Source organism: Oenococcus oeni DSM 20252 = AWRIB129 (genome assembly GCF_000372485.1).
Classification (GTDB): Bacteria; Bacillota; Bacilli; order Lactobacillales; family Lactobacillaceae; genus Oenococcus; species Oenococcus oeni.
Map to the genome: position 1 here is coordinate 1 of NZ_AQVA01000012.1, position 25,380 is coordinate 25,380.

At 39.6% G+C, this 25,380-nt stretch carries 16 protein-coding genes, 2 tRNA genes and 3 rRNA genes; 16 read left to right on the forward strand and 5 right to left on the reverse strand.

All coding sequences use genetic code 11. The features are described 5' to 3' along the window. Window positions 1-356 precede the first annotated feature (356 nt). The 7 genes from A3G9_RS0107950 to A3G9_RS0107980 all read left to right on the forward strand — a co-directional run bounded on the left by A3G9_RS0107950 (window position 357) and on the right by A3G9_RS0107980 (window position 7,792). Window positions 357-1,920: ribosomal RNA gene (locus tag A3G9_RS0107950) — 16S ribosomal RNA — on the forward strand. 99 nt (window positions 1,921-2,019) lie between these two features. After that, window positions 2,020-2,092, forward strand: a tRNA-Ala gene (locus A3G9_RS0107955). A 213-nt stretch (window positions 2,093-2,305) separates the two neighbouring features. Then, window positions 2,306-5,194 (forward strand): 23S ribosomal RNA (locus A3G9_RS0107960). Between the two features lie 73 nt (window positions 5,195-5,267). Beyond that, a 5S ribosomal RNA gene (gene rrf / locus A3G9_RS0107965) occupies window positions 5,268-5,384 on the forward strand. The 16S, 23S and 5S rRNA genes sit together here with 1 tRNA gene alongside, the layout of an rRNA operon. A 170-nt stretch (window positions 5,385-5,554) precedes the next feature. Continuing rightward, entirely contained in the window at window positions 5,555-6,049 is a 495-nt protein-coding gene (locus tag A3G9_RS0107970; protein ID WP_002820367.1) for a phosphatidylglycerophosphatase A family protein, read from the forward strand. A 37-nt stretch (window positions 6,050-6,086) separates the two neighbouring features. Continuing rightward, the gene (gene thiD, locus A3G9_RS0107975; RefSeq protein ID WP_002820366.1) at window positions 6,087-6,905 is read left to right on the forward strand and encodes a bifunctional hydroxymethylpyrimidine kinase/phosphomethylpyrimidine kinase; all 819 of its coding nucleotides are present in this window, start codon (window positions 6,087-6,089) and stop codon (window positions 6,903-6,905) included. Between the two features lie 20 nt (window positions 6,906-6,925). Next, window positions 6,926-7,792 (forward strand): YitT family protein, encoded by an 867-nt coding sequence (locus A3G9_RS0107980; protein ID WP_002820364.1) that lies wholly within the window; start codon window positions 6,926-6,928, stop codon window positions 7,790-7,792. A gap of 95 nt (window positions 7,793-7,887) precedes the next feature. Here the strand turns inward: A3G9_RS0107980 and A3G9_RS0107985 are convergent, their stop codons facing one another. Together A3G9_RS0107985 and A3G9_RS0107995 are read right to left on the reverse strand one after the other, a co-directional pair. Continuing rightward, a complete protein-coding gene (locus A3G9_RS0107985) occupies window positions 7,888-9,345 on the reverse strand; it encodes an AMP-binding protein (RefSeq protein WP_002819272.1) in 1,458 nt (485 codons plus the stop codon). A gap of 84 nt (window positions 9,346-9,429) precedes the next feature. Further along, window positions 9,430-10,599 carry an acyltransferase gene (locus tag A3G9_RS0107995; protein WP_002819271.1) on the reverse strand — a complete coding sequence of 390 codons (1,170 nt, stop codon included), beginning with the start codon at window positions 10,597-10,599 and terminating at the stop codon, window positions 9,430-9,432. Between the two features lie 247 nt (window positions 10,600-10,846). Between A3G9_RS0107995 and A3G9_RS0108000 the strand changes: the two genes are divergently transcribed. Genes A3G9_RS0108000 through A3G9_RS0108010 form a run of 3 tightly spaced genes read left to right on the forward strand, consistent with a single transcriptional unit; the run spans window position 10,847 to window position 14,444 of the window. Beyond that, window positions 10,847-13,513, forward strand: coding sequence for a cation-translocating P-type ATPase (locus A3G9_RS0108000; RefSeq protein WP_002819269.1), 2,667 nt, complete (start codon window positions 10,847-10,849; stop codon window positions 13,511-13,513). Window positions 13,514-13,515: 2 nt separating this feature from the next. After that, window positions 13,516-13,959, forward strand: coding sequence for a hypothetical protein (locus tag A3G9_RS0108005; RefSeq protein WP_002816552.1), 444 nt, complete (start codon window positions 13,516-13,518; stop codon window positions 13,957-13,959). 2 nt (window positions 13,960-13,961) lie between these two features. Then, window positions 13,962-14,444, forward strand: coding sequence for a SprT family protein (locus A3G9_RS0108010; RefSeq protein ID WP_002819267.1), 483 nt, complete (start codon window positions 13,962-13,964; stop codon window positions 14,442-14,444). A 37-nt stretch (window positions 14,445-14,481) separates the two neighbouring features. Here A3G9_RS0108010 and hpf read toward each other — a convergent pair whose 3' ends face one another. Beyond that, entirely contained in the window at window positions 14,482-15,054 is a 573-nt protein-coding gene (gene hpf, locus A3G9_RS0108015; RefSeq protein ID WP_002820361.1) for a ribosome hibernation-promoting factor, HPF/YfiA family, read from the reverse strand. A 173-nt stretch (window positions 15,055-15,227) separates the two neighbouring features. Between hpf and A3G9_RS0108020 the strand changes: the two genes are divergently transcribed. The 4 genes from A3G9_RS0108020 (at window position 15,228) to A3G9_RS0108035 (ending at window position 18,510) form a co-directional block, all read left to right on the forward strand. Next, a tRNA-Leu gene (locus A3G9_RS0108020) sits at window positions 15,228-15,311 on the forward strand. A 253-nt stretch (window positions 15,312-15,564) separates the two neighbouring features. Continuing rightward, entirely contained in the window at window positions 15,565-16,836 is a 1,272-nt protein-coding gene (locus A3G9_RS0108025; RefSeq protein ID WP_002821382.1) for an FRG domain-containing protein, read from the forward strand. Between the two features lie 129 nt (window positions 16,837-16,965). Further along, on the forward strand, window positions 16,966-18,048 hold the full coding sequence (locus A3G9_RS0108030; protein WP_002821383.1) for a hypothetical protein: 1,083 nt from the start codon (window positions 16,966-16,968) through the stop codon (window positions 18,046-18,048). Window positions 18,049-18,153: 105 nt separating this feature from the next. Continuing rightward, window positions 18,154-18,510, forward strand: a complete 357-nt coding sequence (locus tag A3G9_RS0108035; RefSeq protein ID WP_002821384.1) for a hypothetical protein — start codon at window positions 18,154-18,156, stop codon at window positions 18,508-18,510. Window positions 18,511-18,888: 378 nt separating this feature from the next. Here A3G9_RS0108035 and A3G9_RS1000000109750 read toward each other — a convergent pair whose 3' ends face one another. Beyond that, window positions 18,889-19,107 carry a helix-turn-helix domain-containing protein gene (locus tag A3G9_RS1000000109750; RefSeq protein WP_018025291.1) on the reverse strand — a complete coding sequence of 73 codons (219 nt, stop codon included), beginning with the start codon at window positions 19,105-19,107 and terminating at the stop codon, window positions 18,889-18,891. A gap of 334 nt (window positions 19,108-19,441) precedes the next feature. On the opposite strand from A3G9_RS1000000109750, the gene A3G9_RS0108045 reads away from it, so the two are divergent. Further along, window positions 19,442-22,642, forward strand: a complete 3,201-nt coding sequence (locus tag A3G9_RS0108045; RefSeq protein WP_002821386.1) for a hypothetical protein — start codon at window positions 19,442-19,444, stop codon at window positions 22,640-22,642. 40 nt (window positions 22,643-22,682) lie between these two features. Then, the gene (locus tag A3G9_RS0108050) at window positions 22,683-23,840 is read left to right on the forward strand and encodes a hypothetical protein (RefSeq protein WP_002821387.1); all 1,158 of its coding nucleotides are present in this window, start codon (window positions 22,683-22,685) and stop codon (window positions 23,838-23,840) included. An 80-nt stretch (window positions 23,841-23,920) separates the two neighbouring features. Here A3G9_RS0108050 and A3G9_RS0108055 read toward each other — a convergent pair whose 3' ends face one another. Beyond that, the gene (locus tag A3G9_RS0108055) at window positions 23,921-25,144 is read right to left on the reverse strand and encodes a hypothetical protein (RefSeq protein ID WP_002821388.1); all 1,224 of its coding nucleotides are present in this window, start codon (window positions 25,142-25,144) and stop codon (window positions 23,921-23,923) included. Between the last annotated feature and the right edge of the window lie 236 nt (window positions 25,145-25,380).

The following is a 25,380-nucleotide window of genomic DNA, read 5'->3' on the forward strand; positions in this document are numbered from 1 at the left end:
TTTTTTTCATTTTCCTATTGACCTTCGGTTTAAATGGCTGTAATATATTTAAGTCAGCTCAGGGAGCGCGGCGGACTTAAAAGATTTCTTTTCTCAAGAAATTGTTGAAAAAGTCTTGACATTCGCTTGCTTCTCTGGCANGATATAAAGGTTGCTTTTGAAGTGACGCAGCACTTTGAAAACTGAACAGAACAAAGACAAACAAATTGTGTAGGGATTCATATTTATGCAAATAGATATGAACAAATTAATTAATTTGCGAAGTCAATTCGTAATACAAAAACAATAAATTACGTAACAACGTTTGGTAAAACAAACAGTCAGTAATTCATTATGAACGCTAAGTTCAAACTTTTTAAATTGAGAGTTTGATCCTGGCTCAGGATGAACGCTGGTGGCGTGCCTAATACATGCAAGTCGTACGCTAGCCGCTGAATTGATCCTTCGGGTGAAGTGAGGCAATGACTAGAGTGGCGAACTGGTGAGTAACACGTAAGAAACCTGCCCTTTAGTGGGGGATAACATTTGGAAACAGATGCTAATACCGCGTAACAACAAATCACACATGTGATCTGTTTGAAAGGTCCTTTTGGATCGCTAGAGGATGGTCTTGCGGCGTATTAGCTTGTTGGTAGGGTAGAAGCCTACCAAGGCAATGATGCGTAGCCGAGTTGAGAGACTGGCCGGCCACATTGGGACTGAGACACTGCCCAAACTCCTACGGGAGGCTGCAGTAGGGAATTTTCCGCAATGCACGAAAGTGTGACGGAGCGACGCCGCGTGTGTGATGAAGGCTTTCGGGTCGTAAAGCACTGTTGTAAGGGAAGAATAACTGAATTCAGAGAAAGTTTTCAGCTTGACGGTACCTTACCAGAAAGGGATGGCTAAATACGTGCCAGCAGCCGCGGTAATACGTATGTCCCGAGCGTTATCCGGATTTATTGGGCGTAAAGCGAGCGCAGACGGTTTATTAAGTCTGATGTGAAATCCCGAGGCCCAACCTCGGAACTGCATTGGAAACTGATTTACTTGAGTGCGATAGAGGCAAGTGGAACTCCATGTGTAGCGGTGAAATGCGTAGATATGTGGAAGAACACCAGTGGCGAAAGCGGCTTGCTAGATCGTAACTGACGTTGAGGCTCGAAAGTATGGGTAGCAAACGGGATTAGATACCCCGGTAGTCCATACCGTAAACGATGGGTGCTAGTTGTTAAGAGGTTTCCGCCTCCTAGTGACGTAGCAAACGCATTAAGCACCCCGCCTGAGGAGTACGGCCGCAAGGCTAAAACTTAAAGGAATTGACGGGGACCCGCACAAGCGGTGGAGCATGTGGTTTAATTCGAAGATACGCGAAAAACCTTACCAGGTCTTGACATACCAATGATCGCTTTTGTAATGAAAGCTTTTCTTCGGAACATTGGATACAGGTGGTGCATGGTCGTCGTCAGCTCGTGTCGTGAGATGTTGGGTTAAGTCCCGCAACGAGCGCAACCCTTGTTATTAGTTGCCAGCATTTAGTTGGGCACTCTAATGAGACTGCCGGTGATAAACCGGAGGAAGGTGGGGACGACGTCAGATCATCATGCCCCTTATGACCTGGGCAACACACGTGCTACAATGGGAAGTACAACGAGTCGCAAACCGGCGACGGTAAGCTAATCTCTTAAAACTTCTCTCAGTTCGGACTGGAGTCTGCAACTCGACTCCACGAAGGCGGAATCGCTAGTAATCGCGAATCAGCATGTCGCGGTGAATACGTTCCCGGGTCTTGTACACACCGCCCGTCAAATCATGGGAGTCGGAAGTACCCAAAGTCGCTTGGCTAACTTTTAGAGGCCGGTGCCTAAGGTAAAATCGATGACTGGGATTAAGTCGTAACAAGGTAGCCGTAGGAGAACCTGCGGCTGGATCACCTCCTTTCTAAGGATAATCGGAATACTACACTGATTTAAATATCAAGGTTTGTTTGTTTGAGTTCTGTTCGGTTTTCAGAGCGCCGCCCTGAAAACACAAGCAACTGGGGAATTAGCTCAGCTGGGAGAGCACCTGCTTTGCAAGCAGGGGGTCATCGGTTCGAACCCGATATTCTCCATTGGCATTTTTTTGCCAATTGCACATTGATAACTGAATAGTAATTTAATTTCTTGTTAATTAAAATCCTGATGTCTCTTACGACATCGAGACATCAGGTAAATTGAACCGAGAAATTCACTTCGATAAAAGTAACTGAAAAGTTACCGCTAATAAAATCTAGAGATAGATCTCATAAATAATTTATTAGTTAATCGTCGATTTTTAATCGATAGGTTAAGTTAATAAGGGCGCATGGTGGATGCCTTGGCACTAGAAGGCGATGAAGGACGTGACTAACTACGATATGCCTCGGTTAGCTGTAAGTAAGCTTACCCGGGGGTTTCCGAATGGGGCAACCCGATCTTAATGATCATCATCTTTTTGAATTCATAGATTAGATGAAGCAAACGCTGTGAACTGAAACATCTAAGTAGCAGTAGGAAAGTAAAGAAATTTCGATTCCGTCAGTAGCGGCGAGCGAACGCGGAAGAGCCCAAACCTGGATGCTTGCATCCAGGGGTTGTAGGACTGATGTTGAGTTACAAAGGTATAAGATAGCAGAAACAGTTGGGAAGCTGTTCCAAAGAGGGTGACAGGCCCGTATGCGAAATCTTGTACTCTCTAATCAGGATCCTGAGTACGGCCCAGCACGTGAAATTGGGTCGGAATCTGGGAGGACCATCTCCCAAGGCTAAATACTAACTAGTGACCGATAGCGAACAAGTACCGTGAGGGAAAGGTGAAAAGAACCCCGGAAGGGGAGTGAAATAGTTCTTGAAACCGTGTGCTTACAAGAAGTTCGAGGCCGTTAATGGCTGAGAGCGTGCTTTTTGTAGAATGAACCGGAGAGTTACGATTGCGTGCAAGGTTAAGGTGCAAAGACTGGAGCCGTAGCGAAAGCGAGTCTTAATAGGGCGAATCAGTACGTAGTTGTAGACCCGAAACCGAGTGACCTATCCATGGTCAGGTTGAAGGTGGGGTAATACCTACTGGAGGACCGAACAAGTGGGTGTTAAAAAACCCTTTGATGAACTGTGGATAGCGGTGAAATTCCAATCGAACTCGGAGATAGCTGGTTCTATCCGAAATACATTTAGGTGTAGCCTTGCAATTAGCTTACTGGAGGTAGAGCACTATTTGGTCTAGGGGCCCTTCAAGGGTTACCAAAATCAGATAAACTCCGAATGCCAGCTAAGTATGTGCAGGAGTCAGACGGTGAGTGATAAGATCCATCGTCAAAAGGGGAACAGCCCAGATCACCAGTTAAGGTCCCTAAATATATGCTAAGTGGAAAACGTTGTGAAGGTGCATAGACAACTAGGAGGTTGGCTCAGAAGCAGCCACCCTTTAAAGAGTGCGTAATAGCTCACTAGTCGAGTGCTCTTGCGCGGATAATGTACCGGGGCTAAGCATATTACCGAAACTGTGGATGCGTAAGCATGGTAGGATAGCGTAATTAACGCGATGAAGGATGACCGTAAGGACATGTTGGAGCGTTAACTAGTGAGAATTCCGGTATGAGTAGCGAAAGATAGGTGAGAATCCTATCCACCGAATGAGTAAGGTTTCCCCCGGAAGGCTCGTCCGCGGGGGGTTAGTCGGGACCTAAGGCGAGGCTGAAAAGCGTAGTCGATGGACAACAGGTTGATATTCCTGTACCGATATTTAATTGCCGAAGGAAGGACGCAGAAGGATAACACAGGCCACTATTGGATGTGGTTTTAAACAGTTAGTCTTCATAAGAGTCAAATGCTTTTATGTTTAAGGATAAGCTGTGAATGTACCAAGTTTACTTGGAAATTGTGTGATTTCACGCTGCTGAAAAAAGTTTCGTAGGAAGAAAATATTGCCCGTACCGCAAACCGACACAGGTACTCGAGTGGAGAACACTAAGGTGAGCGAGTGAACTATTGTTAAGGAACTCTGCAAAATGAGTCCGTAACTTCGGAAGAAGGACTGCTGGTTTTATACCAGCCGCAGCAAATAGGCCCAAACAACTGTTTATCAAAAACACAGGTTTCTGCAAAATCGTAAGATGAAGTATAGGGGCTGACGCCTGCCCAGTGCTGGAAGGTTAAAAGGAGGACTTAGCTTCGGCGAAGGTCTTAATTGAAGCCCCAGTGAACGGCGGCCGTAACTATAACGGTCCTAAGGTAGCGAAATTCCTTGTCGGGTAAGTTCCGACCCGCATGAAAGGCGTAATGATTTGGGCGCTGTCTCAACAATAGACTCGGTGAAATTTAAATTCCAGTGAAGATGCTGGGTACCCGCGACAGGACGGAAAGACCCCGTGGAGCTTTACTGTAGCTTGATATTGAATGTTTGTGCTGCATGTGCAGGATAGGTAGGAGACTTTGAAGTCGGAACGCTAGTTTCGATTGAGTCACCCTTGAGATACTACCTCTGTTGTATGAACGTTCTAACTCTGATCAGTTATCCTGATCGAAGACAGTGTCTGGCAGGCAGTTTGACTGGGGCGGTCGCCTCCTAAAAGATAACGGAGGCGCTCAAAGGTTTGCTCAGAATGGTTGGAAATCATTCGTAGCGTGTAAAGGCATAAGCAAGCTTGACTGTGAGACTGACAAGTCGAGCAGGTACGAAAGTAGGACTTAGTGATCCGGTGGTTCCGTATGGAAGGGCCATCGCTCAACGGACAAAAGCTACCCCGGGGATAACAGGCTCATCTCCCCCAAGAGTCCACATCGACGGGGAGGTTTGGCACCTCGATGTCGGCTCATCGCATCCTGGGGCTGTAGTCGGTCCCAAGGGTTGGGCTGTTCGCCCATTAAAGCGGTACGCGAGCTGGGTTCAGAACGTCGTGAGACAGTTCGGTCCCTATCCGTCGTGGGCGCAGGAAATTTGAGAGGATCTGTCCTTAGTACGAGAGGACCGGGATGGACATACCTCTGGTGTACCAGTTGTTCTGCCAAGAGCACCGCTGGGTAGCTACGTATGGATTAGATAATCGCTGAAAGCATCTAAGTGAGAAACTAACCTCGAGATGAGATTTCCCATTCGTCAGAAGTAAGACCCCTGAGAGACGATCAGGTAGATAGGCTAGAAGTGGAAGTGTAGTGATGCATGGAGCGGACTAGTACTAATAGGTCGAGGACTTAACCAAGTAAGTGGTTTGGTTCAATTGCTTGATTAACAGTGTTAAATTACTATTCGGTTATCAGCGCGCAAGTACTGAGTGTCGTGTTAATTCCGATGAGGTCACACCTGTTCCCATTCCGAACACAGAAGTTAAGCTTGTCAGGGCCCAAAGTAGTTACAGGAACGCCTGTTGCAAGGTTAGGTCGATGCGATGCAATTCACCCGTTTGGGTGTTTTTTTTTGCCCAGCCTACGACTTTAACGATTGCTTTGATTCGTGTTAATTATCCTCACAGGATTTGTCTGCCGACTGACTCGATCATTATAATTAAGCAGGTATACGAGGGCGAAATGACAGATTGCCCCTTTAAGGTTATTATCTATACATGAGTGATTATTCAAAACTAGCGCAGGCTAGTATTAAAAGGCTTCTTAAACGTGGAGTTTCTCTGAATGATATTTATAAATTAACGAGTGATTTTTTGCTGCAACATTATCATTTTTCAGCTAAGAATGAACGGATAGTTAAAGCTTTGTCGATCGTTTTAAAACGAGATGAAGTCAATGATATTATTCTTACAGCGCTTTATATGGACGAGGCTGCTGAGACGATGCCGGATAGCGAACCTTTGAAGGGCAGACTCTCTCGCGATGCGAATGGCCACAATGTTGATGAAATTTTGGCGATTGGCTTGGCCTCTCAATTCGGTGCAGCTGCAACGGTTCATTATGGTTGGCTCGATAACGAAAAGCCCGGCTTGATTGGCGTTTTAAATGATAAAACAGATTCTATCAATGTTTATATTGATGATATTCTTGCAGCATTGGTTGCCTCGAGTGCTATGGAATATTTAGAGTTAGATGGTGGAAACAAATATTAATTTAGGAAGAATAGGATTTTAATAGGTTATAAATTTCATGGAAGCAATATCAATTAATTCATTTCCTCAAGCTGTGACAATAGCAGGATCGGATTCGGATGGATCAGCTGGCGCACAAGCTGATTTACATGCCTTCTTTTCCCGACATATTTATGGTATGTCGATTCTTGTTGCGGCGGTTGCTGGAAATTCATACGGAATCAGTGCAGGACACAACTTTCCTTTAGATTTTATCGATGCAGAGTTCAAAGCCCTGGCTGATGATTTTCATATTAAGTCTGCTAAAACCGGTATGTTGGCCGATAGCGAACTTATTTTGGATATTGTAAAAAACTATCAAAAGGTTCAATTTGGCCCTTTGGTTGTCGATCCTGTTATTACGACGAAACATGGAGCAAAATTGCTCGAGGATGAAGCAATTGACACTTTAAGAGAAAGACTTCTGCCTTTAGCTGAAGTTGTTACACCCAATTTTTCAGAGGCTCAAGTGATAACCGGATCAGAACTTAAAGACCAGAATGAGCTGGTTGAGGCTGCTGAAAAAATTCAAAAATTCGGTGCTAAAAATGTCGTTATTAAAGGTGCACATTTAATCGGTTCCAAACAAAAAAAGGTTTCTGATTATGTTTTATTAGAAAATGGCGATGGTTACTTTTTAAGTGAAGAGTACATTGATACAAGCCATATCAATGGAACGGGTGACACTTTCTCAGCGGTTATCGCGGCTGAGATTGCAAAAGGAGAAACTGTTAAGAATTCTATTGAAATAGCCAAAAAGGCAACTCACCAAGCGATTGTTAAAACAATTGGCGTCGGCCATAAATTTGGGCCGATTAATCATTGGGCGATTGAATAACTGGGATATAATCTAGTTTGATGGATCAGTTGAGAAATTATTTGTCGAAACATGCTATCGTCGCTCGGGCAGGGGCGGCGATTTTATATGGTGTTTTGGTTGGCTTTGCCATGAATTTTTTTTGGAAGCCGGGCAACATATATTCCAGTGGTTTCAATGGATTAGGCCAATTGGTTGGTTTCTTTTTTTCAACCAATCTTCTACCTGTAATTATTTTGCTTGTTAACATACCAATGACAATTTTGGCCTGGATCATGATTAGCCGCCGTTTGGCTTTTTTTGAGATCTTTGCAATTGCCTGTTCTTCTATATTTATTGATTTAATTATTGCACCGGCAAAACCTTTAATTTCCGATCCTTTGATGTGTGCCATTTTTGGAGGGGCTTTGAACGGATTTGCAACCGGTTTTGCGTTAAAAAACGGTGTCGCAACCGGTGGCTTGGACGTTTTTGAAATCATTGGGAAACGTTTATGGAATATTAAAGTCTTTCCAATAAATGTTGCTTTCAATTCAATAATTATGATTGGATCCGGTTTCCAACATGGATGGAAATATGCTTTTTATTCCATTATCGGAATTGTTGTTTCTGCTTGGATGACCTCGATTGCTTATACTCAGCAACAGCAAATGGAAGTTATGATTGTCACTAATAATAAAGATAAAATGATTCAGGAGATTCAGTCCCGACTTCGTCGCGGTATCACGGTCGTCGATGATGCCAAAGGTGGCTATTTACATGATTCCAAACACGTGATTTTTACCGTTATAACTCTTGAAGAGCGTTATGAATTACGCGAAGCAATCGAAGCAGCTGATAAAAAAGCTTTTGCTTCAATGTGGAAGGTTGATCATACTTTGGGTAATTTTTATGAAAAACAGGTATGAAAAATTAAGCTTTTCATCGAATATGAATTGGCTTAAAAGTTTCAAATATTATTAAAAAACATACCTGGCCAATTCTTTTTGCTAGGTATGTTTTTTTAATATTTATCTATTTCTTTATTTTCGATTATTTTATTTTTTAATGCAGTTCTTTGGATTTTTCCAGTCGCTCCCCGTGGGATATCCTTCATAAAAAAGATGTATTGTGGAACTTTAAATTTCTCTTCTTGCAGGGAAACTATTTTTCGGATTTGCTTGGCAAAATCAATTAATGCCGTTTTTTTGTCTGTTGAATCTTTTAAAATAATTACGGCAGCGACTGTCTCTCCGTATATTTTGTCCGGATAGCCAATTACTGCCGCCGAATCGACGAAGGGCAATTTATCTATGATGTCTTCAACTTCATAAGGACTGATTTTATCGCCGGACTTGTTAATCATTTCCTTGCTTCTTCCAGCGAGAAAAATAAAGCCGTCTTTGTCCAAATGACCGACATCACCGGTTCTAAACCATCCGTTAACAAAAGATTCCTGGTCTCGATTATGGAGATAGCTGGTAATTGTATTTGTACCCTTGATCCAAATTTCCCCGTCTTCTCCAATTGATAATTCCTTGGTTAATTTTTTATCAGATATTTTTATCGCGATGTTAAAAGGTTTGCCTGATGAACCAGCTGGGCTATGGAGAGGGGGCATTGGATCTACGGCAATTTGACTGGGAGCCTCAGTCATTCCATAGGAATTTAAGATCGGTACTTTAAAACGTTCCTCGAATTGATCCATTGCTGCAATTGCTAAAGGCGCCGAGGTTGAGCGTATAAAACGCAACTTTTGCAAGTTATTTGGATTAATTTCTGTGTTCAACAGGATTAAAATAATTGCCGGAGCCGCCGAAACCCAAGTAACTTCCTGGTTTTCGACAACCGGCCAGAATTTATGGGCGGAGAAATGTTTCTGAACAACGATGGAACCGCCTGAAATTAAAGCCGACATTAAAGCAATGTTTTGGGCATTTATGTGGTAAAAAGGCAGCACGATATAAACACGATCATTTTCTGTTAGCTTATGGCTTTGAACAACATTATCGCCGGCTGTATACATTTGGCTATGGTCTAATAAAACACCTTTCGGTTTTCCGGTTGTTCCGGAAGTATAAATAACGATTCCCGAGTGTTTGGGAATTTCATCAAAATCATTGACATCATTATTTGCTTTGATTGTCTCCCAAGATGTTAATTTAATTGAATAATCGCCGTAATTACTTAGAGTTTTAATTTTTGGATTTTTAACAATCTGATTAAAAAGTTCTTGGTAATCGTCATCTAAAATTGCTGCTTTGTAATTTCTTTTTCTGAATTCATTTTTGGCCTGCTTTTCCGGCATTTTCGGATTCATAGAATAAATAGCCAACCCGGTTCGCATCGCCGCTAAATAGCTAATGACGTAAGCGGTTGAGTTTGGTAAAGCCAATAACAATAAATCTCCGACTTTAAGTCCAGCCTTGTTGAAAGTTTTGACCGCCTGATCAACGGCTTCCAAAAGTTGGCCATTAGTCAACCAAAGATTTAAGTCGGCATCGTATAGTTTCTTTTTATTCGGATTTTTTTTAATCCAAAAAAAGTTTTTTTAACTAGATCTGAATTATATTCTGACATTTGTTCCTCTTTTATTTAAAGGTCTTCCTATGACATAGTGTGCGATTGGTGTGTTGTATAGGATCCAGCACAGTGCCCCTGAAAACCCGATAACAAAAATCGTTGCCAGAGGCCATATCAACCAGATGTACCAAGAACCGTTTGGTATCGGAATTATCATCATACGCAGAATCGATAAAGCGATTGTCTGCGTAAGATATAATCCGAAAGCAATTTTTTGTGCTTTTGAGACAAAGGCGATTAATTTTGGGTGCTTGTTGTTTTTTACGAAACGATCATAGAGGTAACCAACGTAAAAAATATTTGATATCACAATCAATGCATAAACTACTATTAATGGTTGATGAACTTCGTAAGCTTTGTTGTAACTCAATTTTAGGATGTAAATATTATAAAAATAATAAAGCACCATTGTCGGAATACCGATTAAAGTTGCAATGAAAAGCTGTTTTATATGGGAAACGATCCATTTTTCGACGTCAGAATAGTGAATACCTGCCAAAGCTCCGGCAATGAAATAACCTTCGTAAGTGAGGACGAACATCCCATAACTTTTAAATAGGTAGGGCCAGTTTTCGGTTGCTAAATGAGGGAATATAAATTTTGTAAAAATTGTGATTAATAATTGAATTGCAATTGAGCAGAAAAAGACGATTAAATGTTTACCTTCGGTTTTTTTGAACAGGAAACGCATTAATGGGTAACAAAGATAAAGTTGTAGCATCACCATTAAAAAATACATATAGTATCCATTGCCATGGATCAATAAATCCCAATATTGCAGCCACCAATTGCCGGTTGAAATTTTTTCAAAATCGTGTTCGACCAGATGATAAATAAAATTCCAGAAAAAATAAGGTATCAGAACCCAAAAATACCGCCGTTTCCAAAACTTGATTAAATGCATCGGCCGATTGTAGGAGTTTAAAAACAGGACCAGCCCGGAGATGAACATGAAACCCATTCTTGTGAAATGCATTGGCATGTGGAAAGATCCCAGCGTAAGAAAAGAAGCCGATCCAACCTGAAATTTATATGTAAAAACGGTTGAAGTGTGAATTATCAAAACACCAAGAATAAACAAAAGCCGCATCAAATCAACACCATATAAATATTTACGTTTAATAGCAATTTTCTCTGAAGACATCGAGAACATTGTAGACGTAGCAAAAGATACTGTGTAACAGTTTTATTTCAATATAATGACAAAAAGTTAGTTAAATACTGTTTTTCCTTTCTTACTAAAAGTTCCTTCAATTATCCTGTATAATGAACTTATTAAATGAGGGAGTAACGGCGAACGATTTCGTTCGCGGGAAATCCAAGTTGCACGAACGAATTGTTCTGGTGACCCTTAATCAGTGAGACTCATCTTAATTTTTTAAGAGAAGGAGTCTTTTATTTTGCCTAAAAAAAACTTTTACAACCAAAATATCAAGGAAGTTGTTGACCAATTTGCTTCCGATAAAAGTAGAGGCCTCAGCCAAGCCGTCGCCAATCAGAAATTAAAAACAGATGGTCCAAATGTTTTAAATAAAGCTAAGCGAACTACTTTATTGCAGAAATTCATCAATCAATTCAAGGATTTTATGATTGCGATCTTGGCGGTTGCAGCCGTCATTGCGGCAATGACTGGCGAGTTGGTCGATGCGATTTTTATTTTGCTGGTCGTTGTCTTGAATGCAATTTTTGGTGTCTTCCAGGAATCAAAAGCAGAAGATGCGATTGAAGCTTTAAAAAAGATGTCGACTCCGAATGCCAATGTTCGCCGTGATGGCAAAGTTGTTTCATTGCCGGCAACGGAACTTGTGACCGGCGACATTGTCTTAATGGAAGCTGGTGACATTGTCCCGGCCGATCTGCGTTTGATCGAAGCAAATTCTTTAAAAATCGAAGAAGCAGCCTTAACCGGCGAATCTGTTCCGGTTGAAAAATCTGCGGCTGTTTTAAGGTCTAAAAAACCAAGTCTCGGCGATCGTCATAATATGGTTTTCATGAACACAAACGTCACATATGGGCGTGGAGTTGGGATAGTTGTGGCTACGGGGATGAAAACCGAGGTTGGTCATATTGCCAGTATGCTGGAGCAGACAAAAGAGAGTGCTACTCCGCTGCAGGCCAATTTAAAACAACTCGGGAAAAGTCTGACTTATTTAATTCTTGTTATTTCGATAATTGTTTTTGTGATTGGAATAATCAAAGGAGCGGAATCCTGGGTCAACATGTTGCTGACAGCAATTAGTATTGCTGTAGCGGCGATTCCAGAAGGCTTACCAGCGATTGTTACAATTACGTTGGCGCTGGGCACCGGTCGTTTGGCAAAGAAAAATGCTTTAATGAGACGTTTGGCGGCGGTTGAAACCTTGGGATCGACCGAAATAATCGGTTCGGATAAAACCGGCACCTTAACACAGAACAAGATGACCGTTGAAAAATATGTTGTCAGTAATCAAGTTGTAGATGCGGACCAGCCGATTAAAAAGGATCCAACTGCCGAAAAATTAGCACTTGTAATGGCCCTGAATAATGATACAAAAATGACTGAGGAGGGTTTATTGGGCGACCCAACTGAAACTGCTCTTATTTCATTTAACGAAAAGCAGGGCCAGGACTTGAATCATTTGTTTAACAGGATGCCGCGAGTTGCCGAAATACCATTTGATTCGGAACGAAAATTAATGACAACCGTTAATAAGAATTCCAACCAATATATTGTTACTGTCAAAGGTGCACCCGACGAGTTACTGCGCCGGACATCAAAAATTGAAATTTCCGGAAAAGTCTCAGTTTTAACAAATGAAAACCGACAAAAATTGTTAGAAATTAATCATCGATTGGCAAAACAGGCTTTGCGTGTCTTGGCATTTGCCTATCAAAATGTTAAGGAAGTTCCTGGAAAATTAACGAGCAAGGCAGTTGAAAAAGATCTTGTTTTTGTTGGTTTTGTCGCGATGATCGATCCGGAACGTCCAGAAGTAGCTCAGGCCGTTAAAGAAGCTCGCCGGGCGGGTATTCGGCCGATTATGATCACTGGGGACCATAAGGACACGGCTGCCGCAATTGCAAGACGTCTGGGAATTCTGACTGCCGATCAGGGACCCGAGGCCGTAATCACTGGAGCCCAGCTGGATCAAATTCCTGATGATAAATTTCAGGACAGTGTTACTCAATATAGTGTTTACGCGCGTGTTGCTCCGGAACATAAAGTCAGAATTGTCAATGCCTGGAAAAAACGCGGTAAGGTTGTCGCGATGACTGGGGATGGTGTTAATGATGCTCCGGCTTTGAAAACAGCCGATATCGGTGTGGCCATGGGAATTACCGGGACAGAGGTTTCAAAGGGCGCTTCCGATATGGTTCTGGCTGATGACAATTTTGCTACGATCGTTAATGCAGTCAAGGAAGGCCGGACTGTTTTCGCTAATATTCAAAAAGCATTACAGTATTTGCTTTCTTCCAACTTGGCTGAAGTTATGACCTTGTTCACTATGACTATCTTGGGATGGGAACTTTTCGCGCCTGTCATGATTCTTTGGATTAATTTGGTAACTGATACTTTTCCGGCAATCGCACTTGGTCTGGAACCATCGGAAACAGGTATCATGAATCGTCCACCTCGCGGTAAAACATCCAGCTTTTTGTCGGATGGGGTTGGTATTGCAATCATTTGGCAGGGTATCGTTCAGGCTCTGACGGTTTTGGCAGTTTATGCTTTGGCAATTGCTTATCCGGATCATGCGGGCAATATAAATCTTATTCATCGGGATGCTTTGACGATGGCTTTTATGACGCTTGGATTGATGCAGCTTTTTAATGCCTTTAATGTTAAATCCGTCTACCAGTCGATTTTTAAAATCAGACCTTTTGCAAATAAATACTTTAATGGAGCTATTTTGTTCAGCTTGCTTTCGATGGCGATTGTCGTTTTTTTGCCGGGTCTAAACGATATTTTTCACGTTTCCGATTTAAATTTGGGTCAGTGGTTAATTGTTTTGGCTGCCTCTTTTTCAATCATTTTAATTGTTGAAGTAGTAAAATTATTCGAGCACCTTGTTTTAAAGAAGAGATAATTATGAAACCAGTTAAACCACAACAATTTGCTTTGGGACTACAGGATTTTTTGAAAAAAATCGATCAGATTAATACGAAAGTCAGTCCTTCTTACAGCGAACTCAAAAAATTTCTGGATAGTGACCAGTTGCCTGATCTTTCTGACAGCAAGTTTAAGAATATTGCTGCTGAGTTTATGGATGCCAATGAGCAATATCAGCAGGCTGTCGATAATTTAAAGGGATTGTCGGCACCGGTTCATTTAATCGGTCTGAAGATGAATCTTGTCGCTTATTTTCAGGATTATGTTAATGCGACGAAAGATATGACAAATTCTTTGAATTTAGATAAAAAATCGGTTGATCTGGCTAAATTTTCTCAATCAGAAAAGGATCAAGATGATTTAATGCATAAGGTCAATCGTAATGTTAATCGAATTTTAATGTCGAGAGGTCTTCAAGGCTGATTATGACGGCAATTTCAAACGGTCAATTAAAGGCGCTCGTTGAGCGCCTTTCAACTACATATTTTCATTTATCTTTCGGGCACGCTGTTAAATTTAACAATCACTTGCGTTCCACTGGCGGACGGGTTGTGTTTCCAAAAAGTGGTCGTCAGATATTGGAAAGTAAAATTTATATGGAAATTAATCCGAAACTTGATGATAAAGATCTTCCGGGAATTGTCAAACACGAACTGGCACATTATTATATTTATTTGCATAAAGGCTTACATCGCGAAAACGATCGTGATTTTCAGGCTTTATTAAAAAAACTTGGCGCACCAAGATATTCACCGCTTCATACCAGACAGAAGTCTTTTTATCTTTATGAGTGCAATGGCCCTCAGTGTCATAAATATCTGCGGAACAGAAGAATAAATTTGCGGAAAATGCGCTGCAGCATCGATGGGGCGACACTAAAATTAGTGTCCGAGCGCCATTTAAAGTAATTAAAAAACCAGTCGAGGGCTGGTTTTTTATTATCACTCACTTGGAACTTTCAACATTTTCTGTTTCGATTAAGCCATATTTTCCATCATCACGTTTATAGACGATATCCAATTGGTTTGTATCGGAGTTAAGGAATAAAAAGAAATCATGGTCAAGCATTTCCATTTGCAACACCGCTTCTTCAATATCCATTGGTTTCAATGACAGGTTCTTTCTACGAATAACATCGATTTTCTTATCTTCATTCGTATCGGAAGGAACCGGATCAATCGCTTCATTGAAGTCGATTCCTTTAAAACCTCTTTCTCGGGATTTACGGTTAACCCTTGTCTTGAACTTACGGATTTGCCGCAGCAGTTTGGCGGAAACCAAGTCAACAGCATTATAGAAATCACTTTGCGTCTCTTCGGCACGTAATGTCAGATACGGTAGTGGAATTGTAACTTCGATTTTAAAAGTTTTTTCATTGTATTTCCGAACATTGATATGAGCTATGGGATTGTTTTTTTGATCAATATAATTGTTAAGTTTTTCCAAGCGAAGCTTGATGTAGTTATTGATAGCATCCGTTGTACTCATATTTTCACCACGAATTTGATATTCAATCATAATTTCCTCCTACTTAAATTTTAAACTAGTCTAACACTCAGAAGCCGATTTTTCGTTTATTTTAAATTTAATAAGATTATTCATGCTCTTATTTGATTTAATTGCTAAATTTGTCTCTTTTTCGCTTTTTTTCAAGCAGTTCGTCCGTTTTTCTAGTATAATATTTTTTGTTCGCGGACGTGGCGGAATTGGCAGACGCGCAGGATTAAGGATCCTGTGGTAGAAATACCGTATGGGTTCGACTCCCATCGCCCGCATATACAGGTATGCATAGATATTCAAAGAACTGCAATAATGCGGTTTTTGATTATAAGTGAATGCTAATGAAAGTCTTTGATTGTCATGGAATTGTCAAAGCTAGACAGCTGCTCTAAAAAAATGGCCTGACCTTATTCGTGAAGTTCTTTTATATCAAGGAATCATCATGGGTTTGATTTTTTATTTTTAGCTTTGACAATCTTTTTTTGACAATTTTATTCTTTCATTTCTTTTTGTACGATAATCAATTTAATGAACTCTGAAAAAACAATTTCAAAAGTATCTGAGTTACTTAAATTTTTGGAAACAAAACAAATTGATAGCGAGGGATTTTTCTTCAGAGGAGAAAATAGTGATTTTAAAGATAATCGACTAACTGCTGGCTTGTTTCGACCTATTTTAAGTTCGATTGAAAAAATTAAAAAAGATCCAGAAGGAAATGAATATCGGGCAATGTATTATTCATATACGAGTTATGCAAAAGCCTCCCAAGCTTTTTATCGTGAAATTCCTGATATTTCTAACACGGTTAAAAGAAACTTCATGGCTTTTTGCCAACACCATGGTATACCGACTCCTCTGCTGGATGTATCTTCATTTCCTTTGTCTGCACTTTATTTTGCTTGTATTGGAAGTTCTGATAACGAGGATGCTTTTTTATATATTTTTGATAAAAATAATTTTTTTGAAATTAATAATCAAAGTCTAGAATTTAAAGATGTTTTTTCAACTAATCAAGGATTTTCTTATGACCCACTTTCTGATTTAAAGGAAATTATTAAGACAATTTATAATTTCAAGTTTGATGCAAACCGAAAACAAATCGATTATTGGCATTCATTAAAAGATAGCATAATTAGTGAATTTAATCTTTACACAAAAAATATTGAAAAAGATCCCTATCGACAATATATAGAACATCTTCGCCAATTTAACAATTTTGCCGGATTAATAGAATATTTTGTTTCAGAATTTAAGAAAGCGCATCCTTCTCAACTATTCAACGGATATATGAAATATTTGCGGTTCGTTGGTGTAATTACAAATTATGATAATGCCAATGACAAATGGATTGCAGGGCAACGCCTTATCGATGATGTATTGATTTATGTTTTCTTTATTTACTTAGGAAGAGAAACATTCAATGGCAGCCAAGTTCCTTTCTATCCAAAGAATATACGTTTTTTTACAAGAACAACTTCTGATTGGGGTCGAATTCAGTCTCAGGGTGGCCAATTTATTGTTCAAAACTATAGAGTTAATTCCAATGAAATATTAGATTCCAATCCTGATATTAAAATAATTAAAACAAAGAATCTAAGGATAGCCTCGGAGTGCCAACCTGATTACGTCATAAGAATCAAAAGTAAATGTAAAAAATCAATTTTGAAAGAACTAGACGATCTGAATGTAAACAGGAAAAGTCTTTTTCAAGATAAAGATAGTATTGCTAACTATGTAAAGGAGAAATATTTTAAAGAAAACCTTCATTTTGTTAACGAAGGAAAAGATAGTCTTAAGTAAGATTATCTTTCATTAATCAAATGATCGCAAATTTATTTTCAAAAAGTGCTATGTGTATTTAGCTTATGCCATATTAAATTCATTAAGAGCTATTATTTTAATAAATGGGATGTTAGATGGAGAGAAAAAATGAAAATTAATAAAAAAGAAACAAAAATCGGTTTTTTGTTTGGAGCAGGTGCAGAAAGAAGTTATGGAATGCCATCTGGAGGAAAATTTGCACTAGATATTTTTAGAGAGAATCCGGAATTTGGGAAAGCAGAAATTAAAAAGATGCGAGATTCTATAGATAAATCTACTTCATATGCATCGAACTGGTTGCCAGACGGATTTGATAAAAACAGAATTCGAGTATTTGGGACTCGAGTCTTTGATTCTATTATTAGAGATACTGTAGGTAACAATAGAGGCAAAATCATAGATAAAATTAATTGTTTTGACAGTGTCGCCCTTGATGCCTTATCGGAAATCAATTATGAAAAAAATATTGATCTTAATGAAATAATCGAAAAGGATCTCCAAACAAGTATTGTAAATATTAATGTAAACCAAAAAATAAAATATTCAAAATTTTTTACAGATGGTGATAAGCTATTTAGTAATCGTTATTTTGCTGTCTTATTAGAATACTATAAAAAATTTACTTTTGATAAATTGGAAGAGAAAACTGAATTAGGTGAGCTCATAAAAGCAATTTTTCAATTGCAAATTGGTGCTATGAGTGAAAACATTTCTAGAAACTTAGAAGATAATATTTTCTCAAAAGAAGAGTTAGAACTTGATATTTTTGATGATCTTGGCGGTAGCTTAAATGTTAATTATGAAAGTGCAGGAGTGAGGGGCTTAGAACTTCTTTCTAAGAATCATGGTAATGAATCACTGAGTCCTATCATTGCTTTTGCTTACGATGTAATAGAAAGAATTTATTCAGATGTTCTTGACTATAAAACGTTAATTGACTCCAATTGGCACTATCTTTATAACCCTTATAATGAATGGGCAAAATTTTGCAAAATTTCCGTTTTTTTGTATACAGTACAGAAATATATAAAGGAAAAGTCGGAAGAACTTGATAAAACTAAAAGTGGATATTATGACGATTTAAATGATTCTTCTATAATTAAAAGCGTTATTGCCACTACAAACTATAGTTCTTTCATTGGTGAAAAACTTGATGATAATGTAGTTTATTTGAATGGTGGAGTGGATTAGTATTATGATCCGTATTTTAATTCAATTGGCAACAAAAAGAGTTTAGATAGTATTGAAAAACATTTCATAGTACCTCTGATATTTACACAAAGTGGAACTAAACCTATGACTTCGATTGATATGTCTAGAAAATACGTTGATTTTTACGACAAATTAAAAAACTCAGATGCTGTTTGTTCTGTTGGCTTTGCATATAATCCAGATGATGAACATGTTAATGGAATAATAAGAACAATTATAGACAGAGATAACAAAAGATTATATGTTATAGATATTGATTCAGTTGAGGAATCAGATAAGCGAAATGCATTAGCCTTAAAAAAACAAGAAAATCTTGCCAAGAAATTAAAAGTTATTAACAGAAACAACATCATATATATTATCGTTAACGGAGACCGCCTAGGCGATCAGGATAAAATTTGGACAGATATATTATTAGAAAAGGTACATGAATATGATTGATTTTTTAATAGAATAATTTCACATTTTTTAAAACCCTGAATAAATACTATATTAGGTAAATATTCAAAGGAAAGTTATAAAAAATAAAATTTTTTGAACTTTTTAAAGTTAAAGTTTTTAGAGTATTTATACGAGTTTTCATTTTTCTAATTTACAAAATGCCATTTTCATCTACAATTTAATCGCATAATGGATAAACGAAAGACTAGACTTGTGTCTATTCAAGAACTATTTCATAATCACTTTTTATCATTATCAGTTGTCAAATTCAAAATTTTTAGTATTGCTTCGCTAATTTCATCTGATGTTTGTTTATCTAGTTGAGACAGTTTTTCGACAAGAATCCTACTATGTAGTATAGATAGTTTTTGTGTACTTTCATTGGTTTTTTTGTTGAAATAATTCTTTTATATCCACGTGCAAGGCATCGACAATTGCAATCAGATGATTAACACCGATATTCTGGCTTTCCGATCTTTCAATTCTCGAAATGAAATTAGTAGATAAATTACTCAATTCAGCTAACTGTTCTTGAGTTAAATTTTCACTTTTTCTGATTCTTTTTATATTAGCGCCGATATTAACCTTATTTTTCATAAAAATCTCTGTCCTTGTAAGTTGCTAAAGCCAACATAAAGGAAAGAGGCTATTCTTTGAACGGCATAATTATGTAGTTATACTATGCATAATTAGGTAATTATGCTATTATTTTGGTATATTTGATTATTTGAATGGGGAAAAAATGGAAATCGTACTCAATAACCTATCAGCCATATTTACGATTGTGATTCTTCGTAGTGTGGCTTTTTTGAATATTCCTTACTCTTCCTCCTAACATTTCCACTATTTGAAAGCCTACATAAAAGTAATTTAGTTATTTCCTATTAATATGTATTTCACTCTATTAAAAACAAGAAAAGAGCAATTTGTCATGTCTAAAAATACACTAAAAACATTCACGGCCGCTACAGCTGCTGCCGCGGCTTTAACCGGTCTTTCAGGCCACGCTTTTGCCGACACAGTTAATAGTTCAGCCCAAAACACCACTGCTCAATCGACCAGCAGTTCAGCAACCTCCCAATCGGATTACGCCGCCGCTCAATCTTCGGAAGCCGCAAGCCTAAGCAGTCTGACAGCCAGTCAAGCAGCTGAAGAAAATTCTCAAGCCGCTTCAAACGCCGCTAACGAATCAGATGCCCAATCCAATGCCGACAGTCAAGTTGCCGCTCAATCCAGCGCCAACCAATCGGCCTACGATTCACAGGCTTCCAGCTATAGTTCTGAAGAAGACCCAGTCGCTTCCTCAGACGCCGAAGTCGAATCAGCTGCCGAATCCAGTTATGCTGCCTCAGAAGCCGAAGCTTCCGAAGCTGCTGCTAAAAGCCAAGCTGCCCAATCCGCTGCCAACTCGGAGGCTGAAGCCTCTGCAGCTGAATCCAATGCCGCTAAAGAAGCTGCCGAATCAGAAGCCTTGTCAGAAGCCGAAGCATCAGCCGCTGCCTCTAACGCCGAATCGGAAGCTGCTAAATCCGCTGCTCAATCAGAAGCCGAGTCTTCAATGGCCGCCTCTCAGTCAGCTGCCGAACAAGCACAGTCAAACGCTAATTCACAAGCCGAGTCTGATGCCGCCAGTTCGGCTGCTGCCGGACAAAGCTCTACTGTTTTCGCTGCCAGTTCAACAGCCAGCGAACAAAGTTCTGCTGCTGTCTCGGCTGCTTCGTCGGCTCAATCCGATAATGCATCGTCAGCAGCTAACGCCACTTCTTCGGAAAATGACAGTTACGATAGTGCTTTGGCTGCCCTGAATTCATCGGCTGCCGTTGCTTCCAGCGCGGCTCAGGCCAATTATTCATCGTCGGCCAGTTCGCTTTCAGCGGCTCAATCGGCTGAAAATTCATCGGCTGCTGTCGCTGCTTCCGATGCAATCACTAACCAAGAATCTTCTAACGCCGCTAACGAATCATCAGCTGCGGCTGCTTTATCGGCAGCTGAATCAGCAGCTGAAGTTGCCGGATCGACTCCGGCCAGTGGTGGTTATATTGATGCTACTTCGCAATTACCAACTTCGATAAGTTCAACTTCCGGAATACTTACTTATCGTGGCGATGAAGATACCAGTACCGTTATCAGTTCTCAAAGTGATCTAACCGAATCAGTTGTCGAAGAAATCGGCAGTTATGCCTTAACTTTGATCAATAACTGGCGTGCCAGCCAAGGTCTATCCGCCTTGAAATGGACCACTGCCGATCAAACGGCAATGGAAGCAATCATTGCTTACCGTAACGCCAACAATATCGGTGAAAACGGCTTGACTCATACCGGCTTTACCAGTGAACCGCAAACCGATTACACCAATGAAGATCTCTATTGGAGCGCTGAAAACGCCGGTTCGGCTTCACTTCTTGGAACTGACGGCGATGATACGCCGGAAAGTAACGCTAAAGGTTATGCCACGGTACTTTCAATTGAAACCGATCTTTATACCGACATCTATATCATGATCTATTCCGACGGCAGTAACGGTAATGGTCACTTGACCAACTTCGAAAATGCCACAGAAATGGCCTTCGGTATTCAATACAATACCAGCTGGACAACCGATGATTCCGATCCAATCCAGTTAATTATGGACTTCACCAGTCCTGTCGACGATTCGGTATCGTTCACAGAAATCCCGGTTACCGCCTCGACGACAATTGCCAACGCTTTAACCGACTACGTTAATGACAACGCGGCCGTTATCGCTGCAAAAGCCAATGTTACTTCGGTTGAAACTACCGACGCTGAAGCTTTAAGTCAAGTAGAAGCGAATAATACTACGGCCCAAGAAGCCTTGGACGCTGCCCACCAATCAGAAGACACTGCTCTATCCAACAGCTTAGCTTCTAATCTGCAAACAATCGCTAACAACTTGGCTACCAGTCAAGCTCAACTGCTAAGCGAACATCAGGCTGCTTTAAAGGCGATCCAAACTGCCGAAAGCACTGCATCCACGCAAATCGATGACGATTTAGCCACTCAATTGGCCACAATCCAATCCAACTATAACAGTACGATCGCACAAATCGCTTCGGAATATAGCCAAGCCTATAACGATCTGGTCGCTTCCGATAAAGCTCAATTAGCTCAAATGCTAGAAAACGATCAAACGGCTTTGGCCGCTTTAAAGACTGCCGACGCAAAAGATCTGCAGGCCTTAGTCGATGCCGATACTACCGCTCTTGACGAAAAGAAGACAGCCGACGCTCAAACCTTAGCTGACCTAGTCTCAACTGATGCCAGCGATCTTGATACGCTTAAATCGACTGACGCCGCTAAACTTGCCAGCCTGGTTTCAACAGATAACGCCGCCTTAACGGCCCAAAAGAACCAGGACACTGCTGCCTTGGCTGAATTAAAGGCTGAAATCGAAGCGCCCTTAAAGGCAATGATCGCCGATCATACAACCAGCTTGGCCGAATTAGCCCAAACTCAAGCCACTGCTCTAGCAGCCTTGAAAGCTGAATTAGACGCCCAAATCGATGATATGAAGTCTTCTGATGCCGAAGCCTTGGCCGAATTAAAAGCCGAAAATCAAGCCGCTTACGATGAAGCTAAAGCCGAGTCCGATGCTTATCTGGCTTCAATCAAGCCGGCTTCGTCATCGACTGGTTCATCGACTACGGGATCAAGTTCTTCTACCGGATCGTCAAAGACTGGTTCCAGTTCTGCAAGCTCTACTTCGACTGCTTCAAGCAGTTCAGTTAAAACTAGTCCGATCTATTCTCGCTATAACGATCAGACCGGCAAAGTCGAATACTTCCACTATGTTTACAGTGCAAACGGCAAACGTACCTTAGTTCTCGATCCAAACTATGTTCCAGCCGCACCGATCTATGATGCCAAAGCTCAGCGTTTGTCTGTCAATGAAAACTTTGATAGTACATCACTAACAAGCAAGAAAACTGATCTTTTAAATAAAGCTGTAAAAACAGATTCCTCGAATTCGGATAATAGCAAAACCTTGCCGCAAACAGACGCCAACAGCGCTAAATCAGAGTCAATAAACCACTTCTTAGAAACAGTTGGTTTAAGTCTCATGATGGCCTTTGCCGGCAGCTACGTTTTAGATCGCAAAAGAAAACAGGAATAAAGGATTTACTTAATTAATTATTAAAGAGAAGCGGATAAACATGAAATTCAACAAAAACAAGAAAATTGGCATAATCTCGACAATAATCATTGCGATTATTGTCATAATAGCAGGAATTACCATTGTGATAAAAAATAGTAGCTATTCTCCTACTAAAGATTTATCGGCCAAATTCTCCGGTTATAGTCAAAGCGGTACGGTAGCTTTCAAGGGCAATATACCTAGTAAAATCGCTAAGAAAATTGCAAAATCCGTTGGTCTACCCAGTGTATACGCAGATCAATTAATCGAAGACCAAGCTCATATTACAGATTCTCTTTCAACAGAGACGGCGGCAAAATTAGTCTCTGATTCTTCATTAACGACTGAAAATGCTAATAAAGTAAAAAAATACATCGAGTATATGCAGGATATTTCAATTGCCGTTAGTAACAAGCAATCCGTTAAAAGCTTAATAGCCAGTATAAAAAAATCGGCATTTCGTTCTACAGGTTCCAATTGGGACAATTACGGTACCTTGGGCGAGACAAATCTAAAAAATGGTCAAGATTTAAATTATGTGGTCTACGTTAAAAAGGATTCTGGAAATCCAATTAAAACCTCATACAAAACATTCAAAGTTAGCGGATTAAAAAAACCGACAGTCAAAAATGTATCGTCGACTTTTTCTAGTCTTTCCGCCAAATTCGAAGGGCTAAGCGGCCAAGGAGTTTTAGTTCTAAAAGCTATTGAAAAAGGAAAGAAACAAGAAATTATTCATGGTTCAAATGATAATAACGACAACGTTGTTAAAGGAGAGACAAACGGTTCTTTGTCTAACGGAGACAAAATAACTTTGTTAGGATCCAAACTCGCTAAATTAGCCAGTAGCCAACAGACCATTTATAAAGGCGACAAAAATCTAACTTTGAATGTTTCTGGCTTGGTTGATCCGAAGAAAATTGATTTGTCTGCAATTAAAAAAAGCTTTTTGGCAGAGTTTACCAAAGCGAAAATTAAAAAGATAGATTTAACTTACAGCGGTGGAAACAAAAATAAGATGTTTCTTGGAGTCAAGATCAAAGCGACTGGGGCAGACATTTCAGGATTCAGCTCCGACTCTAATAAAGAAAGCTCGTATGAATCAAATTCCTATTGGGAACTAAAAAACAATAAAATAGTCAATCAGGAAGATGTCAGTTGGTCTGAAAACGACTGATTACTTTATTTCGAAAATGGGATCTATTTAAAGCTGTTGATTAACAGCTTTTTTCTTTAATTAAACTGGCACTAGTTTAATTAATAATCATTGGGATCATCTAATTCTTCTTCAGAAAAAACGTCGCCTGGGTCTATCGGCGTTTGAGCGTGTTTGATTAATGTTTTCATACGATACCTTAATTCGCCGATGTATTTCTGATCGTCAGTGAGTTTATTTTTTGGATCATCTATGGGGTCTGGGATATCTTTGGTTAGTATGTCGGATAACTGATTTGCATAGCTTAAAGCTTTCATAGCTAACTTGTAACAATGCCTCAATTTGTTCGTTTCTTCGATAGAGAGTTTCACATCATTTATATATGTTGTTTCAATAAATTCAGTTGATCTCATGAGCGTTCTAGCTCCATTTTGATATTCTTCTTCGATAAATTCACTTGATTCCGCAATCTTTTTAGCGCGTTTGCTCAAGATTTGCATACGATACCTTAATTCGCCGATGAATTTCTGCTCGTCAGTGAGTTTATTTTTTGGATCATCTACGGGGTCCGGGATATCTTTAGTTATTATGCTGACCAGCTCGTCGGCATAGCCTAACGCATCCACCAATATCTTGTAACGATGCCTTATTCTGCACATTTTTTCGCCATGTGATTGGCTTAAAATTTGATTTTCCTGTGCTTCAAGCTTACAAATCTCTAATGCTAGATTGTTGACGCGATTGCTTAAAAGAGCTGCGTAGTCTTTGACTTGCTTCTTTTCAGCTCCGAGCAGGCCTAGCAAGCCTCTTTCGATAGTGATTGGGTTTAGATCATTTTTTTTTAATAATTCCCTTCGGCCTGTAGTGGTCTCGAATTCTTTTAGTTCCATTGCTGCTATCTCTGGATCCGCAAGGTCATCGTCAGAATAATTATGTTTCTTAATTAAATTAAGAGCCAAACAAACTTCTTGCAACATTGCGTAATTAATAATTTTTTTTGGTCGCGCGCGAAGTTTCGTGTTTTTCTCGTAAGTTTGCGGCATGTTTCCAAAAAATTTTTCGGGATTATGAAACATCGGTTTAGGCTTATTAATATTAAAATCTTCAATTCTTGCGTTTTCTTTAAAATAATTAGATAGCGGATTCTTGTAAAGATGTCTAATTTTTCTTTTCAAAGTATCTTCCGATCCTTTGAATTTTTTTAAATTATCTATCATTTCGGCATATGGAACACGTGGGATACGATTAGCCAGAATATAATAGACATCATTATAATCGAACCACTGATTTTCTAGATAGTAATTTTCAACGTTTATTTCATCCATCTTGCGCTCCAGACAAATTAGGGGATTTCAACAAAAAACCGTTTTTTTCCCCTTTAAATTTACAGGCAGATTAAACCGTTTTATATTTGAAACATAAGGTTAAATAAAAACCGACAACGGGTGCCGGTCTTGCATTAATTTAGCGGTCAATGCATCTTTATTATAAGACAAGCGCCTGAAGTCAGAGAAACAAAGAATGTTTTTTAGGCGCTTTTATTGTGGCCAAATTTCCTTGT